Origin of the sequence: Arthrobacter sp. B3I4 (assembly GCF_030816855.1) — a bacterium.
Lineage (GTDB): Bacteria > Actinomycetota > Actinomycetes > Actinomycetales > Micrococcaceae > Arthrobacter.
This window is the reverse complement of record NZ_JAUSYK010000001.1, coordinates 2665728-2681310: the sequence shown is the minus strand read 5'-3', so window position 1 is coordinate 2681310 and position 15583 is coordinate 2665728. Positions and strand designations below refer to the sequence as shown.

Below are 15583 nucleotides of genomic sequence, written 5' to 3'. Positions count from 1 at the left end.
TGGCTGCCCTACTTGACTGGCTGCTGAGTCACATCGCGGAGCATGTTGGTGATCCGCGCCGTGGACAACCGGCGGCCCTGCTCATCGGTCATAACAATTTCGTGGGTGGTCAGCGTGCGCCCCAGATGGATGGCCGTGCAGGTGCCCGTCACGGTGCCGGAGGCGATGGCGCGGTGATGCGTCGCACCGACGTCGACGCCCAGCGCCTGCCGCCCGGGTCCGGCATGCATGCCGGCGGCGAACGACCCCAGGGTTTCGGCCAGCACCACGTGGGCGCCGCCGTGCAGAATCCCGGCCACCTGCGTGTTGCCCTCCACGGGCATGGTCGCCACCGTGCGCTCCGGGCTCATTTCCAGGAAGCGGATCCCCATCTTCACCACCAGGGCGCCGACACCCATCCGGCCCAGCCAGTCGTGCAGTTCCGGGGGTACACCGGCGGCTTCCAGTTCGGCGGCGAACGGGGCGGGCGTGAAATTGTCGATCATGGGAACTAGGCTGGCACCTGTGAGCGAAACTACCAAACCGGCCCCTTCCCGATCCGCAGTGGACACCCTTCCGGCACCGGAACCGGAGGCGGCGCCCCCGGCGAAGCGTCCCGGAAGCCCCCGCCGGGCGGAGCCGGTTTCCGCCACAGAGGCACCCGTCATTCCGATCACCGACCAGCCGCGCCTGCTGGTGCTGGACGGGCACTCGATGGCCTTCCGTGCCTTCTTCGCGCTTCCGGCAGACAAATTCTCGACCGCCAACGGGCAGCACACCAACGCCATCCACGGCTTCACGTCGATGCTGATCAACCTGATCAAGGAACAGAAACCGACGCACGTGGCGGTGGCCTTCGACGTGTCGGATGAGACCACGCACCGGAAGGCCGAGTACGACGGCTACAAGGGCGGCCGCAACGAGACCCCGCGGGAGATGAGCGGACAGATCGACCTGATCGACAAGGTCATGACGGCGTGGGGCATCAAGACCATCAAGTTGCCCGGCTGGGAAGCCGACGACATTCTGGCCACGCTCGCCGCCCAGGGTGAGAAGGCCGGCTTTGAAGTGTTGCTGGTCTCCGGCGACCGCGACGCCTTCCAGCTGATCACCGACAACGTGTTCGTGCTCTATCCACGGAAGGGCGTCAGCGACATCCCGCGGATGGACGCCGAGGCCATCCAGGAGAAGTACTTCGTCAGCCCGGCCCAGTACTCCGACCTCGCCGCCCTGGTGGGCGAGAGCGCGGACAACCTTCCGGGCGTCCCCGGCGTCGGGCCCAAAACGGCGGCGAAGTGGATCAACCTGTACGGCGGTCTGGAGGGGGTGTTGGAAAACCTGGACGCCATCGGCGGGAAGGTCGGGGATGCCCTCCGCGAAAACGTCGAGGACGTCAAGCGCAACCGGCGGCTCAATAGGCTCCGCACCGACCTCGACCTGCCCGTCACGCTGGAGGACCTCGCGGATCCGCGGCCGGACGAGGCCGCGCTCGAGCAACTCTTTGACGAACTTGAATTCAAGACCATCCGGACCAGGCTTTTCGACCTTTACGGCAGTGAAGTCACGGAAGCTGAGCGGGAGACCCTCGACATCCCTGACTTTGTCACGCCGCAGGACGCCGCCGAGCTGCGCGCTTTCCTCGAGACCGGCGCCGGGCTGCGCTGCGCTGTCGCCGTCGACCTGGTGCCGGGCCGGATAGTCGAGGACGCCGCCGCGCTGGCTATCGTCCACGACAACGGTGCGGCCTACATCGACCTCGCAAGCCAGGATGCTGCCGCCGAGAACGTCCTCGCCGACTGGCTGCGGGATGCCGGTGCGGCCAAGGTCATGCACGGCTACAAAGGGGCCCTGAAAGCGTTGTCCAGCCGCGGACTGGCGCTGGAGGGCGTAGTTGATGACACGTCCATCTCGGGCTACCTCATCCAGCCCGACCGCCGCAGCTACGAACTCGCCGAACTGGCGCAGCACCACCTCAACATCGGCATCTCCAAGGAGGTCGCGAAGGCCGGGCAACTTGAGCTGACGTTCGACGGCGACGACGCCGCCGCCGCGGGCGAGCTGGTCCACGTCGCCGCCGTCGTGCAGGCCCTCAGCCGTTACTTCGAATCCGAGCTCAAGGACCGCAAGGCCCAGGACCTGCTGACCACCCTGGAACTGCCGGTCAGCCGGGTCCTTGCCGGCATGGAACTCGCCGGTATCGGCATCGATATGCCGCGGATGGACGAGCAGCTCTCGGACCTCGCCAAGGTCATCGACAACGCCCGCGAGCAGGCCTTCGCCGCGATCGGGCACGAGGTGAACCTCGGTTCGCCCAAGCAACTGCAGACAGTCCTGTTCGAGGAGCTGCAGCTGCCCAAGACGAAGAAAATCAAGTCCGGTTACACCACCGACGCCGCCTCGCTCAAGAACCTGCTGGAAAAGACCGGGCACGAGTTCCTCGTCCAGCTGATGGCGCACCGGGAATCATCCAAGCTGCGCCAGATGCTGGAGTCGCTGAAGAAATCCGTCACCGAAGACGGCCGGATCCACACCACCTACGCGCAGAACGTTGCAGCCACGGGCCGGATCTCCTCCAACAATCCCAACCTGCAGAACATCCCGATCCGCAGTGAGGAAGGCCGCCGGGTCCGCGGTATTTTCGTCGTCAGCGAGGGCTACGAGTGCCTGCTGTCCGCGGACTATTCGCAGATTGAAATGCGCATCATGGCCCACCTCTCCGGCGACGCCGGCCTGATCCAGGCGTACAAGGACGGCGAAGACCTGCACCGGTTCGTGGGCTCGAATATCTTCCACGTGCCCACCGACCAGGTCACCAGCGCCATGCGCTCCAAGGTCAAGGCCATGTCCTACGGCCTCGCCTACGGCCTGACCTCCTTCGGCCTGTCCAAGCAGCTGGAGATTTCCGTTGACGAGGCGCGGACCCTGATGAAGGACTACTTCGACCGGTTCGGCGCCGTCCGCGACTACCTCCGCGGTGTCGTGGAGCAGGCCAGGATCGACGGTTACACCGCCACCATCGAGGGACGACGGCGCTACCTGCCAGACCTGACGAGCACCGACCGGCAGCTGCGCGAGAACGCGGAGCGCATTGCCCTGAACTCGCCGATCCAGGGGTCCGCCGCTGACATCATCAAACGGGCCATGCTCGGCGTGGCCGGCGCGCTGGCCGAACAGGGGCTGAAATCGCGGATGCTGCTGCAGGTCCATGATGAACTGGTCCTCGAAGTCGCCGAGGGCGAACGAGAGACGGTCGAGCGGCTCGTCACGGAGCAGATGGGCGCCGCAGCGCAGCTGTCGGTTCCGCTTGAAGTCCAGATCGGTATCGGCACCAGCTGGTACGAGGCCGGGCACTAACCAACGACATTCCTTGGGGGAGAAGCACGTGGCAGAGCAGTACGAAGTCCGGCGGTTCAAACCTGCGGCCAAGGACGACCCGTCGTACCCGGCGTCCGTCGCCTGGATGCGCGCCGTGGCCTTCGGCTTCCACGACGCCCGCCGCAGCGAGGAGCGGGTGGACCGGGGCCTTGAGATGCAGCGCGCGGACGGGCGGGTGATGACCGGCGTTTATCAGACCGGGCCGGTCGCAGAGCACGCACTCCACGCCGACATACCGGTGGCGACGTTCGGCACGCTGGACAAGACGCTGAACGTCGGCTTCGGCCGGTTGCTTGACACCCGGCTCGTGACCGCCGTGACGGTGCGTACCTCCCACCGCCGCCGCGGGTTGCTGCGGCGGATGATGGCTGAGGAACTTGGCCTCGCACGGCAGGAGGGCCTCGCCATGGCAGCCCTCACCGCGTCGGAGGCGTCCATTTATGGCCGCTTCGGATACGGCGTCGCAACCTCCGAGCAGTCGATCAAGGTCGACACCAGTGCCCGCTTCGTCCTGGACCACACCCCGGCCGGCAGCGTCGAGGTGGCCGATCCCAAGGTGCTGCTGGAGCTGGCACCGCTGGTCTTCGACCGCCTGCACCGGCTGACGCCGGGCTCCATCGGCAGGCACGAGTTCTACCGGCAGTTCGCTTCGGGGTCCATCAGCAGGGACGACGGCGAGGACACGAAGGTCAAGGTGGCGCTGCACTACGGCCCCGACGGCGCCGTCGACGGCTACGTGTCCTACAAGTTCGGCGGCTGGGCCAGCACCCCGTACACGATGGAGGTGATCGACCTGGTCGCCGCCACCCGCGCGGCGTACCTGGAACTGTGGCAGTACCTCGGCGCCATCGATCTGGTGGAGCGCGTCACCTGGGAGGAGGCGCCCGTGGACGACCCGCTGCCGTGGGCCCTCAAGGATCCGCGCTGCGTGGACGCCTCGGCGTCGCGCGACATGCTCTGGCTGCGGATCCTGGATGTGCAGAAGGCCCTGGCGGCCCGCTACTACCCGGTCGACGGCCGGCTGGTGCTGAAAGTGTCGGATCCGCTCGGCCTGACGGGTGGGACGTTCGCCCTGGACGTCGTCCGGGGTGCCGGCGTCGTCACGGAAGACCGCGACGCTGAGGTTGACCTTGAGCTGGATGTGGCAGCGTTGTCCTCGATGTACCTTGGCGGCGTGCACCCGGCCACACTGGCCGCTTCCGGGCGGCTTCATGAGAAGTCAGCCGGTGCGGCGTTCCGCGCTGCCGGGATGTTCGCGGTCGAACGCCCGGCACACTGCCTCACGCACTTTTAGCGGCAGCGGTTCGCGTGGCCCCGGGCGCGGCGGTGACGCCCCCGCAGCGGCCCGGCGCGCTTTGACCCGCGTTGTCGTATCCGACTAGACTGAGCGGGCGTGTACTACGTGCGCGCAACCAAATCCACAAATCAGGATGGCCCGGCGAATCGCTGAGATTCGCCGTGTTCTTCACTCGCGTCGCCGACGCGTGTGTGACGGTCCGCCTGACCGACTAACTATCCACAACGGAGCCCCTACTACATGACCATCACCTCCACCGAGAAGCCCGGTACCCCCGTAGTCGCCATCAACGACATCGGTACCGCTGAGGACTTCCTCGCAGCAGTCGACGCGACCATCAAGTACTTCAACGACGGAGACCTCGTCGAAGGTACCGTCGTCAAGGTCGACCGCGATGAAGTCCTGCTCGACATCGGTTACAAGACCGAAGGTGTCATTCCCTCCCGCGAGCTTTCCATCAAGCACGACGTTGACCCCGGAGACGTCGTCTCCGTCGGCGATCAGGTCGAAGCCCTGGTGCTCACCAAGGAAGACAAAGAAGGCCGTCTGATCCTCTCCAAGAAGCGCGCTCAGTACGAGCGCGCCTGGGGCGACATCGAGAAGGTCAAGGAAGAAGACGGTGTCGTCACCGGTACCGTCATCGAAGTTGTCAAGGGTGGTCTTATCCTCGACATCGGCCTGCGCGGCTTCCTGCCCGCATCCCTCGTCGAGATGCGTCGTGTGCGCGACCTCGCTCCGTACATCGGTCAGCAGATCGAAGCCAAGATCATCGAGCTGGACAAGAACCGCAACAACGTTGTGCTGTCCCGCCGCGCCTGGCTCGAGCAGACCCAGTCCGAGGTCCGCTCCACGTTCCTCAACAAGCTGGAAAAGGGCCAGGTCCGTCCCGGCGTCGTTTCCTCCATCGTCAACTTCGGTGCCTTCGTGGACCTGGGCGGCGTCGACGGCCTGGTTCACGTCTCCGAGCTGTCCTGGAAGCACATCGACCACCCGTCCGAGGTTGTCGAAGTCGGCCAGGAAGTCACCGTCGAGGTTCTCGAGGTCGACCTGGACCGCGAGCGCGTCTCCCTGTCGCTCAAGGCTACGCAGGAAGATCCGTGGCAGACCTTCGCCCGCACCCACGCCCTCGGCCAGGTTGTTCCGGGTAAGGTCACCAAGCTCGTTCCGTTCGGTGCGTTCGTTCGCGTCGAAGACGGCATCGAAGGCCTGGTCCACATCTCCGAGCTCGCCGTGCGTCACGTTGAGCTGGCCGAGCAGGTCGTCTCCGTTGGCGACGAGCTGTTCGTCAAGGTCATCGACATCGACCTGGAACGCCGCCGCATCTCGCTGTCCCTCAAGCAGGCCAACGAGGGCGTCGACGCCGACTCCACCGAATTCGATCCGGCTCTCTACGGCATGGCCGCAGAGTACGACGAAGAGGGCAACTACAAGTACCCGGAGGGCTTCGACCCGGAGTCCAACGAGTGGCTTGAAGGCTACGAGACGCAGCGCGCCGCCTGGGAGCAGCAGTACGCTGACGCCCAGACCCGCTGGGAAGCCCACAAGAAGCAGGTTGTCCAGCACGCTGCCGACGACGCTGCCGCTGCAACCTCCGGTGAGAGCGACTCCGGCACCACCAGCTACTCCTCCGAGCCGGCTGCAGCCGAGTCCAACACCGGTGGCGGCACGCTCGCTTCCGACGAGGCTCTTGCAGCTCTGCGTGAGAAGCTGACCGGCAACTAATTGCCAACGGCCCGGATCGCTCCGGGCCAGCCACAGCGGGCCCCTGCCACAGGCAGGGGCCCGCTGTGGCTTAACCGAGAAGCCGGTCCGTGGCTGTATCGGGAACCCCGCCGAAGTACGTGTCGATGACTTGCTGGAACACCGGCTCACCGGGCGCGGCGCGGAGAAACAGGGTCGACGACGAGTGCAGCTTGCGTGCGTCGATGCTTCCGAAGATCTGCTCGGCGCTTCGTCCCTCGATTGCAAGGACCGCCCGGGCGCAGTCGAGCAGGCGGGGGCCCAGCACCGGGTGCTCCAGGTAGGCCCGTGCCTCGTCCAGCGACGAAATGGCATACCGGCGGGACGTGGGGCTCATGCCGAGGCCGGCGATCTGCGGAAAAACGAACCACATCCAATGGCTTCTCTTGGAACCGCTCTGCAGCTCCGACAGCGCGCGCTGGTAGGTGCCCGTCGAGTCCTGGGCTTCGGTGAAACGGGATAGCTCGAAGGGGTCGTCCACGTCGGTTCTCCTGTCCTGGTCCGGCTCGGCGCCGGACTGGTCACAGTCTCGCATGCGCCTGCGCCGGCGGTTAGCTGAGCGTGAAGCGCGCCGTGACCTGGGGGCCGTTCGTCGTGAGTTCCGCGCCGGCGGACCGCAGCAGGGCCTGCGCGGCCGCGTTGCCGGCTGTGGTTTCAGCTTGCAGCAGGTCTGCGCCGGCCGCCGCAGCCTCGGCCCTGACCAAACGCAGGGCCGCAACGCCGATGCCGCGCCCGCGGAAGCTGCGGCCCAGCCAGATCCCGGTCTCCAGGGTCCCGGTCCCCAGGGTCCCGACCTGCGCCTGCCCCGCCTGCCCTGGCGCCGGCCCGGCCTGCGGAAGCCGCCGCAGCCGGATGGAACCTGCGATCTCGCCGCCGGCCGTAATCGCCCAGGTCTTCTGCTGCGCCGGTCCGTCGAGGCCTGCCGCGGCAGCCAGGTGGTACTCCCGGAACCAGCTGATCCGCTCGGTGTTCCAGCCCCCGGCGGTGCCCAGCGGCGGGGCGACTTCGTCGGCGTCGGCGTCGTGCAGGGCGGCTGACAGCAGCATTTCCAGCACCGGCTCGGTGACGTCGACCAGCGCGACTCCGGGGTCCGGCTCAGTCGATTGGCACATCCATCCACTCCGTTTCTCCAGGCAGCAACGCCGCGCTTCCGGCCGTTAGGGCGGCAAGGCGCTCGGCTGCCTGCGCCAGGCCTGCAGGCTCGTCGGGCAGGGCCAGCCGAAGAACCGTCGTCTGCGCATCATAGCTGGCCCCCGCCATGACGTAGCCCGCAGCGCGCAGGTCGTTCTCGAGCCGGCCCGCAGCGGCGTGCGGCACCTCAACCGCGCAGATCCGCAGCCGCTGCCGCCGCACCAGCGGCGCCAGTTCGAGCGCGGCGGACACCGATTCGGAGTAGGCCCGGACCAGGCCGCCGGCACCGAGCAGGATCCCGCCGAAATAGCGGACGACGACGGCGGTCACGTCGCTGAGGTCCGCCACCCCGGGCGCGGTTTCGCGCCTCAGCAACGCCTCCAGCATCGGGATCCCGGCTGTGCCGGAGGGTTCGCCGTCGTCGTTCGACCGCTGCACGCCGCGGTCCGGGCCCAGCACGAAGGCCGAGCAGTGGTGCCGCGCGTCGTGGAACTCCCGGCGCAGCGACGCCACCAGGGACCGGGCGTCCTCCTCGTCGGCAGTGCGCTGCAGCACCGTGATGAAGCGGGACCGCTTGATTTCCAGCTCATTCCGGAACCCTGTACCGGCCGCCAGCGTCGTGTACAGCGGAGCCCCGCTGTGAAAGGAAACCGCGTCGTCTGGCACCGGTTCAGTTTAGTCTGGTGGGATGCTGAAGATCGGATTGACGGGCGGCATCGCCTCGGGGAAGTCTGTGGTGGCCTCGCGGCTGCGTGAGCTCGGTGCGGTCCTGATCGACGCCGACGCGCTGGCCCCGGGAAGTGGTGGAGCCTGGAACGCCGGGGTTGGCGCGGGTGGTGGAGGCGTTCAGCGCCTCCGTCCTGGCCGCCGACGGCGGACTCGACCGTCCCCGGCTGGGTGCCCTGGTCTTCGGCAACCCGGAGAGGCTGGCCGTGCTGAACGGCATCATCCACCCGTTGGTCCGGGAACGCGCGGCCGCCCTCGCGGCCGCCGCCCCGAAAGGCGCCGTCCTGGTCCAGGACATCCCGCTGCTCGTTGAGACCGGCCAGGGTCCCAGCTTCCACCTGGTGCTGGTGGTGGACGCCCCGGAGGACCTCCGGCTGCAACGGATGATTGAGCACCGGAAGATGTCGGCCGACGATGCCCGCTCCCGGATTGCCGCGCAGGCCAGCCGCGAGGACCGGCTCGCGGCCGCCGACGTCGTGCTGGACAACGCCGGCACCAAGGACGAACTGCGCGACGCGGTGGACCTGCTCTGGCGGCACCGGCTCGCGCCGTACGCCGAGAACCTGGCCAAGCGCAGAATCGCCGCGCGGCCCGGCGGGCCGGTGCTCACTGCAGCCAACCCCGGCTGGGCGCAGCAGGCCGCCCGGATCGCGGCCCGCCTGCTGGCAGTAGCCCCGCGGGAGGTTCTGGCGGTGGACCACATCGGCTCCACCGCCGTCCCCGGCCTGGATGCGAAGGACGTGCTGGACCTGCAGCTCACCGTCCGGGACCTGGCGGCGGCCGACCGGCTGGAGCCGCTGCTGGCCGAGGCAGGCTTCCCGCGCTGGCCGGGGACGGGGCCGGACAACCCCAAACCCGGGCAGCCGGACCCGGCCGCGTGGGACAAACGGGTGCACGGCAGCGCGGACCCGGACCGGGCCGTCAACCTGCACGTCCGTGCGGCCGGGTCGCCGGGCTGGCGCTATGCCCTGTGCTTCCGCGACTGGCTGCGCGACGATGCCGCCGCCCGCGCGGACTATCTCACGGAGAAACGGAAGGCAGCCCGTCGGCACGGTGTGGACAAGTCCACCGCGGCCTACGCGGCCGACAAGGAGGGCTGGTTCACCGGCTACGCCGCCCCCCGGATGGAGGAGTGGGCCACACACACCGGCTGGCAGCCGCCGTCGTACGCCGCGCCCTGACCGGACGCCGGCTCTGACCGCCGGGTACCGCACCGCCGGGTACCGCCCAAAGCTGAATTCCGGAATGCTGCCGGAGGGCGGCGGTAGATTAGATACATGAGCCTTGCCCAGCAAATCGGCCGCGTCGTGGCCCCCTTCGAAGTCATCAGCGAATTCCAAGCCGCCGGCGACCAGCCCGCCGCCATCGCTGAACTTACCGAGCGGATCAAGAACGGCGAAAAGGACGTGGTGCTGCTCGGCGCCACCGGTACCGGTAAAAGCGCGACGACGGCGTGGCTGATCGAGCAGGTCCAGCGGCCAACCCTGGTGATGGTGCAGAACAAGACCCTCGCCGCGCAGCTCGCCAACGAGTTCCGCGAACTGCTGCCCAACAACGCGGTCGAGTACTTCGTCTCGTACTACGACTACTACCAGCCCGAGGCCTACGTGGCCCAGACGGACACCTTCATCGAGAAGGACTCCTCCATCAACGAGGAAGTCGAACGGCTCCGGCACTCGGCCACCAACGCGCTGCTCACCCGCCGCGACGTCGTGGTCGTCGCCACCGTTTCCTGCATTTACGGCCTCGGCACCCCCGAAGAGTACATCGCCGGGATGGTCACGCTCCGCAAGGGAGCGGAGATGAACCGGGACCACTTGCTGCGGAAGTTCGTGTCCATGCAGTATGCCCGCAACGACATGGACTTCCACCGCGGGACCTTCCGGGTGCGCGGCGACACGGTCGAAATCATCCCGATGTACGAGGAACTCGCGATCCGGATCGAGTTCTTTGGCGACGAAATCGAGAACATTCAAACCCTGCACCCGCTGACCGGAGAGGTGCTCCGGGAAGAAGAGGAGATGTACGTCTTCCCGGCCTCGCACTACGTCGCCGGGCCCGAGCGGATGGCCAAGGCCATCAAACGCATCGAGGACGAGCTCGCGGACCGGCTGAAGGTGCTGGAAAGCCAGAACAAGCTCGTGGAAGCCCAGCGGCTCCGGATGCGCACCACCTATGACCTTGAGATGATGCAGCAGATGGGCTTCTGCAACGGCATCGAGAACTACTCGTCCCACATCGACGGCCGGGCCCCCGGCACCGCCCCGCACTGCCTGCTCGACTACTTCCCGGATGATTTCCTGCTGGTAATCGACGAATCCCACGTCACGGTCCCGCAGATCGGCGCTATGTACGAAGGCGACATGTCGCGCAAGCGGAACCTCGTGGACTTCGGCTTCCGGTTGCCCTCCGCGATGGACAACCGCCCGCTCAAATGGGACGAGTTCCTCGAACGGGTGGGCCAGACCGTCTACCTGTCCGCGACCCCCGGCAAGTACGAGCTCGGCAAGGCGGACGGCTTCGTCCAGCAGATCATCCGGCCCACGGGCCTGATCGATCCCGAGGTCATCGTCAAACCGACCAAGGGCCAGATCGATGACCTGCTCGGCGAAATCCGCACCCGCACCGAGAAGAACGAGCGCGTGCTGGTCACCACCCTGACCAAGCGGATGGCCGAGGACCTCACCGACTACCTGCTGGGGCACGGCGTGAAAGTCGAGTACCTGCACTCCGACGTCGACACGCTGCGCCGCGTGGAGTTGCTCCGCGAACTCCGGATGGGTGTCTTCGACGTCCTGGTCGGCATCAACCTGCTCCGCGAGGGCCTCGACCTTCCGGAGGTGTCGCTGGTGAGCATCCTCGACGCGGACAAGGAAGGGTTCCTGCGCTCGGCGACGTCGCTGATCCAGACCATCGGCCGTGCCGCCCGCAACGTCTCCGGCGAGGTCCACATGTACGCCGACAAGATCACGGACTCGATGGCCCAGGCCATCGACGAGACGAACCGCCGGCGCGCCATCCAGGTCGCCTACAACACCGAACGCGGCATCGACCCGCAGCCGCTGCGGAAAAAAATCGCCGACATCACCGACCAGCTGGCCAAGGAGGACGCCGACACCCGTGAGTTGCTGGCGACCGCCGGCAAGGCGAAAGGCAAGAACAAGGGCAACGCCAAGGTCCGGGCCGACGGCCTCGCCGCGGCCCCGGCGGAGGACCTGGTCGGACTAATCGAGCAGCTCACCGAGCAGATGCACGCCGCCGCCGGCGAACTGCAGTTCGAGCTCGCTGCCCGGCTCCGCGACGAGGTCGGCGACCTCAAGAAGGAACTGCGCCAGATGCAGTCCGCCGGGCACGCCTGAGGTAAAGTGGAACAAACGTAGGGGAGTATCCCAAGCGCTACGATCGTCAACACGCAGGGCACAGATGCCCTGCCGGGCGTAGCGGGCAGTGAAGCAGCACCAGGTGGCCATGGCCCCGGAGCAGCGGTCCAGCCGGAGAGACTTACACCGCTTAGCTGTGCCCTGCGAAAGGTATCTTCGTGCCCGAACTTCCCCTTTGGTTTGAGATCGGCTCCTTTGTCGTTCTCGGGATCATCCTCCTTATCGACCTGCTCCTGGTCGTGAAGCGCCCGCACGAACCGTCCATGAAGGAAGCCGGACTCTGGGTTTCCTTCTACATCGCCCTGGCCTTGGTCTTCGCCGGCGCTATGTTCCTCTTCACCGGCCCGGAATACGGCGGACAGTTCATCGCCGGCTGGGTGACCGAGTACAGCCTCAGCATCGACAACCTGTTCGTCTTCATCATCATCATGGCGCGCTTCTCGGTACCCCGTAAGTACCAGCAGGAAGTGCTCATGGTGGGCATCATCATCGCCCTGATCCTGCGCGGCATCTTCATTTTGCTCGGCGCGCTTGTGATCGAACAGTTCAGCTGGGTCTTCTACATCTTCGGTGCGTTCCTGCTCTGGACTGCCTGGAAGCAGGCCCAGGACGACGGCGAGGACGAGGAGGACAAGGAAAACCCGCTGATCGCCCGGATCCGCAAGGTATTGCCGATGTCCGAGAAGTTCGACGGCGGCAAGCTGCGCACCGAGGTCAACGGCAGGAAGGTCTTCACCCCCATGGTGATCGTCTTCGTGACCATCGGCATGACGGACCTGTTGTTTGCGGTGGATTCCATCCCTGCGATCTTCGGCCTCACCCAGAGCGCCTTCATCGTGTTTACCGCCAACATCTTCGCCCTGATGGGACTCCGTCAGCTGTACTTCCTGCTCGGCGGCCTGATGACCCGGCTGGTCTACCTCAAGCACGCCCTCTCCGTCATCCTCGCCTTCATCGGTGTCAAGCTGGTGCTGCACGCGATGCACGTCAACGAACTGCCGTTCATCAACGGCGGCAAGCACATTGAATGGGCCCCCGAGATCCCCACCTATGTCTCGCTCGCGGTGATCGTCGGCACCATCATCGTCGCGGTGGTCGCCAGCCTGCTCAGCTCCAAGGCGTCCAAAGCCAAGCTGGACGCCCGGCTCGAAGAGGACTCGCGCAAGAGCCTGACCGACGCCGAGTAACCGGCCCGGCAGGGCCAGCCGGGCCAGGTTTCCCCGGGCTCGCTGCCGGCCCTCCCGGGCGGGCGCCGGCACCGGCTAAGCTCGGACCGTGAAAAGCTTTGATGCCGCTGCGGCGGCCGCTACGGCGCTGCACCCGCAACAGGTGCAGCGCCGTACTGTCGTGGTGCTCAGCACCGCCCAGCTGCTCAGCGGCGTGGGCAGCGGCGCGAGTCTTTCCGTCGGCTCGCTGCTGGCCGTGCAGCTCTCCGGCTCCAACGCCTGGGCCGGTTCGGTCACCACCACGATGACGCTGGCGGCCGCGCTGGCGGCCCTTCCGCTGGCCGGGCTCGCCGGACGGCGGGGACGACGGTCCGCCCTCGTCACCGGTATTTTCTCCGCGATGACCGGCGCCCTTCTCGTTATCCTCGCCACAGTCACCGAGGTCTTCCCGGTGCTGCTGCTGGGCGCGGCGCTGCTGGGGCTCGGCACCGCAGCCAACCTGCAGGCCCGGTTCGCCGCCGTCGACCTCGCCGACCCCGAACACCGGGGCAGATCCCTGGCGATCGTGGTATGGGCCGTGACCGTCGGCGCCGTCGCCGGACCCAACCTGATCCAGCCCGGGGCGCTGGTGGGCCAAGCCTTAGGGCTGCCGGCGATCGCGGGCCCGTTCGTGTTCTCCACCGCCGGGCTCGCCCTCGCCGGGCTGCTGCTCATGATCGCGCTGCGCCCGGACCCCCTCCTGCTGGCCGCCAGGCTCCGAAACGGCGCCGGGGACACGGAGGCCAAGGGCACCACTGGCACCCGCGGCAGGCATGCGCTGCGGAACGGGCTGCGGGCAGCCCGCTCCTCGCCGCGGGCCAAACTGGCACTGCTCGCGATCGTCGCGGCGCACGGCTGCATGGCCGCCGTCATGTCCATGACCCCGCTGCACCTGCAGCTGCTGACCGAGGGACCGCTGGCCGGCCAGGCCGCCGGCCACACGCACGCCGCCAGCACGGACGTCTTTGTGCTGATCGGCTTCACCATTTCACTACACATCGCAGGCATGTACGCCCTCTCACCGGTGATGGGCTGGCTCACCGACCGGACCGGGCGGCTGCCCGTGATCCTGCTGGGCCACGGGCTGATCCTGGTCTCGGTCTGCATCGCGGGCTTCGGCCAGGCCCAGCCAGCCTTGGTCACGACGGGGCTGGTGCTGCTGGGCCTTGGCTGGTCCGCGGCGACGATCGCCGGTTCCACGCTGCTCGCCGAAAGCGTCGCCGCCGACGACCGGGTCCTCGTCCAGGGCGTGTCCGACACGCTGATGGGGGCCGCCGGGGCCGTCGGCTCCGGCTTCGCCGGGCTCGTGATGAGCGGAGTGGGTTACCGGGGGCTGAACCTGACAGCGGCCGTGGTGGCCCTGGTTGTGCTTGGCGTGGCCGGGGCGGCACGGCCCCGCGTCAGGACCTGACGCCGCGGACCATGCCAAGCAGCCGCCCGAAGATGGCCTCCCCGTCGTCCGCGATACCGTCGTGGTGGAACTTGTCCGTCTCCCACACCCGCAGGCCGCGCACGCCGGCGGCGGTTTCCAGCGACAGGTCCCGGTCCACGTAAATGTCATCGCTGTACACGGCGGCGGCCACCGGAACGGTGTTGAGCGCGAGCCGTTCCGCGTCGTACAGCGGCTTCCAGTCGTTTTTCTCCGCGAGTAGCTGCGCCACCGTCCGCAGCGGCTGCAGCGCGGGGTCCTGGTCGAAGTACCACGGATAGACCATTTCCCCGGTCAGCAGCGGGGCGGCGGCGTCCGGGCGGAACTCCGGGTAGTCCTGCAGCACCCGCAGCGCCGCCCAGTCGGTGGCCTCGTCCTGGCCGTAAATCGACTCGTGCAGCAGTGCGTACAGCGGGTTGGCGGCGCGGGAAACCAGGCCGCGGACCTGCTCCAGGAACGCGTCGGAGAGACGGTCGCCGCCGGGGGTGCTGACGAACGCATCCTCCAGCAGGTGGTGCAGCCCGTCCACCCGGGTGTTGCCGCCCAGGTAGGAGCCCACCATCTGGAACCGCTCCACGGTGAGCGGGCTGCCGTCGGGCAGCACCTCCTCGGTTTCGCGCAGGTGGCGGGCGATCCGGGTCACGAGCTCCCGGTCCTGCGGGTACCGGCCGAAGTACTCGGCGTTGCGCGCCGCCACCCGGCGGAACGTCGCCTGGTAGACCCGGTCGGCAGGGCCGGCCAGGGGAGCCAGGCCGCCGGTGATCAGCGCCTCCCGCACGCCTTCAGGAGCGAACGAGAGGTAGCTCAGCACGCAGAAACCGCCGAAACTTTGTCCGTAGACGGTCCACGGCGCGGCGCCGAGGGTGCGGCGGATGGCTTCCGCGTCGGCCACGATCGAGTCGGCCCGGAATCGCTCCAGATACTGGGCCTGGTCCCGGTCACTGCCGCGCAGCGGCAGGGTCTTGCGGTCAGCGGGGGAGGAAAGCCCGGTGCCGCGCTGGTCCAGCATCAGGATCCTGAACTCTTTTGCCGCGGCTTTGCCCCAGCCGCCGAGGCCGGAGAAACGGTTGCCCCGGCCGCCCGGGCCGCCTTGCAGGTACAGCAGCCACGGCAGTTCCGCCGCGGCTTCCTCGGTGTGTTCGGCCGAGACGTACTCGCGTGCGAACACCGTGATGGTTTCACCCTGGGCGTCGGAGTGGTCCAGGGGCACCTCGAAGTAGTGCTCCGCGGTGCGCATCCCGCGGTACTCGTGCCGGGCCTTGACGGTGTGGGGAACACCGCCGGGCACGGTTCCCCCCGGGCGTCCCGCGCCGGAGAGGGC

12 protein-coding genes and 1 pseudogene are annotated in these 15583 nt (G+C 67.6%); 8 read left to right on the top strand and 5 right to left on the bottom strand.

Annotation, left to right across the window (positions count from 1 at the left end; translation table 11 throughout):
- Positions 1-8: 8 nt before the first annotated feature.
- The gene (locus QFZ61_RS12740; RefSeq protein WP_307036560.1) at positions 9-485 is read right to left on the bottom strand and encodes a hotdog fold thioesterase; all 477 of its coding nucleotides are present in this window, start codon (positions 483-485) and stop codon (positions 9-11) included.
- On the opposite strand from QFZ61_RS12740, the gene polA reads away from it, so the two are divergent.
- The 3 genes from polA to rpsA all read left to right on the top strand — a co-directional run bounded on the left by polA (position 484) and on the right by rpsA (position 6373).
- A complete protein-coding gene (polA, locus tag QFZ61_RS12735) occupies positions 484-3333 on the top strand; it encodes a DNA polymerase I (RefSeq protein WP_307036558.1) in 2850 nt (949 codons plus the stop codon). The genes QFZ61_RS12740 and polA overlap by 2 nt on opposite strands.
- Before the next feature lie 28 nt (positions 3334-3361).
- Positions 3362-4648 (top strand): GNAT family N-acetyltransferase, encoded by a 1287-nt coding sequence (locus tag QFZ61_RS12730; protein ID WP_307036555.1) that lies wholly within the window; start codon positions 3362-3364, stop codon positions 4646-4648.
- A gap of 243 nt (positions 4649-4891) precedes the next feature.
- Positions 4892-6373: a 30S ribosomal protein S1 gene (rpsA, locus tag QFZ61_RS12725; protein ID WP_307036553.1), complete on the top strand. Its 1482-nt coding sequence runs from the start codon at positions 4892-4894 to the stop codon at positions 6371-6373.
- A gap of 70 nt (positions 6374-6443) precedes the next feature.
- Here the strand turns inward: rpsA and QFZ61_RS12720 are convergent, their stop codons facing one another.
- From QFZ61_RS12720 to QFZ61_RS12710, 3 genes are all read right to left on the bottom strand, one after another.
- Entirely contained in the window at positions 6444-6872 is a 429-nt protein-coding gene (locus QFZ61_RS12720; RefSeq protein WP_307036551.1) for a DUF1810 domain-containing protein, read from the bottom strand.
- A 70-nt stretch (positions 6873-6942) separates the two neighbouring features.
- Positions 6943-7503, bottom strand: coding sequence for a GNAT family N-acetyltransferase (locus QFZ61_RS12715; RefSeq protein ID WP_307036550.1), 561 nt, complete (start codon positions 7501-7503; stop codon positions 6943-6945).
- Positions 7487-8188, bottom strand: a complete 702-nt coding sequence (locus QFZ61_RS12710; protein ID WP_307036548.1) for a YigZ family protein — start codon at positions 8186-8188, stop codon at positions 7487-7489. The genes QFZ61_RS12715 and QFZ61_RS12710 overlap by 17 nt, the downstream gene beginning before the upstream one ends.
- A 22-nt stretch (positions 8189-8210) precedes the next feature.
- On the opposite strand from QFZ61_RS12710, the pseudogene QFZ61_RS12705 reads away from it, so the two are divergent.
- The 5 genes and pseudogenes from QFZ61_RS12705 to QFZ61_RS12685 all read left to right on the top strand — a co-directional run.
- Positions 8211-8270 (top strand): annotated as a pseudogene (locus QFZ61_RS12705) (hypothetical protein); the annotation flags it as partial.
- 52 nt (positions 8271-8322) lie between these two features.
- The gene (coaE, locus tag QFZ61_RS12700; RefSeq protein ID WP_307036545.1) at positions 8323-9429 is read left to right on the top strand and encodes a dephospho-CoA kinase; all 1107 of its coding nucleotides are present in this window, start codon (positions 8323-8325) and stop codon (positions 9427-9429) included.
- Between the two features lie 96 nt (positions 9430-9525).
- Positions 9526-11607 (top strand): excinuclease ABC subunit UvrB, encoded by a 2082-nt coding sequence (uvrB, locus tag QFZ61_RS12695; RefSeq protein WP_307036543.1) that lies wholly within the window; start codon positions 9526-9528, stop codon positions 11605-11607.
- Positions 11608-11786: 179 nt separating this feature from the next.
- Complete coding sequence (locus QFZ61_RS12690) at positions 11787-12815, top strand: TerC family protein (RefSeq protein ID WP_307036540.1); 1029 nt, start codon at positions 11787-11789, stop codon at positions 12813-12815.
- Positions 12816-12903: 88 nt separating this feature from the next.
- Positions 12904-14244 (top strand): MFS transporter, encoded by a 1341-nt coding sequence (locus QFZ61_RS12685; RefSeq protein ID WP_307036538.1) that lies wholly within the window; start codon positions 12904-12906, stop codon positions 14242-14244.
- Here the strand turns inward: QFZ61_RS12685 and QFZ61_RS12680 are convergent.
- Positions 14234-15499 (bottom strand): alpha/beta fold hydrolase, encoded by a 1266-nt coding sequence (locus QFZ61_RS12680; RefSeq protein ID WP_307038190.1) that lies wholly within the window; start codon positions 15497-15499, stop codon positions 14234-14236. The two genes, QFZ61_RS12685 and QFZ61_RS12680, sit on opposite strands and share 11 nt — an antisense overlap.
- Between the last annotated feature and the right edge of the window lie 84 nt (positions 15500-15583).

Bases quoted from the DNA above. Each gene is read 5' to 3' on its own strand.
- polA (WP_307036558.1), top strand. From the start codon at position 484: ATGGGAACTAGGCTGGCACCTGTGAGCGAAACTACCAAACCGGCCCCT.
- QFZ61_RS12740 (WP_307036560.1), bottom strand. From the start codon at position 485: ATGATCGACAATTTCACGCCCGCCCCGTTCGCCGCCGAACTGGAAGCC.
- rpsA (WP_307036553.1), top strand. From the start codon at position 4,892: ATGACCATCACCTCCACCGAGAAGCCCGGTACCCCCGTAGTCGCCATC.
- QFZ61_RS12715 (WP_307036550.1), bottom strand. From the start codon at position 7,503: ATGTGCCAATCGACTGAGCCGGACCCCGGAGTCGCGCTGGTCGACGTC.
- uvrB (WP_307036543.1), top strand. From the start codon at position 9,526: ATGAGCCTTGCCCAGCAAATCGGCCGCGTCGTGGCCCCCTTCGAAGTC.
- QFZ61_RS12680 (WP_307038190.1), bottom strand. From the start codon at position 15,499: ATGCGCACCGCGGAGCACTACTTCGAGGTGCCCCTGGACCACTCCGAC.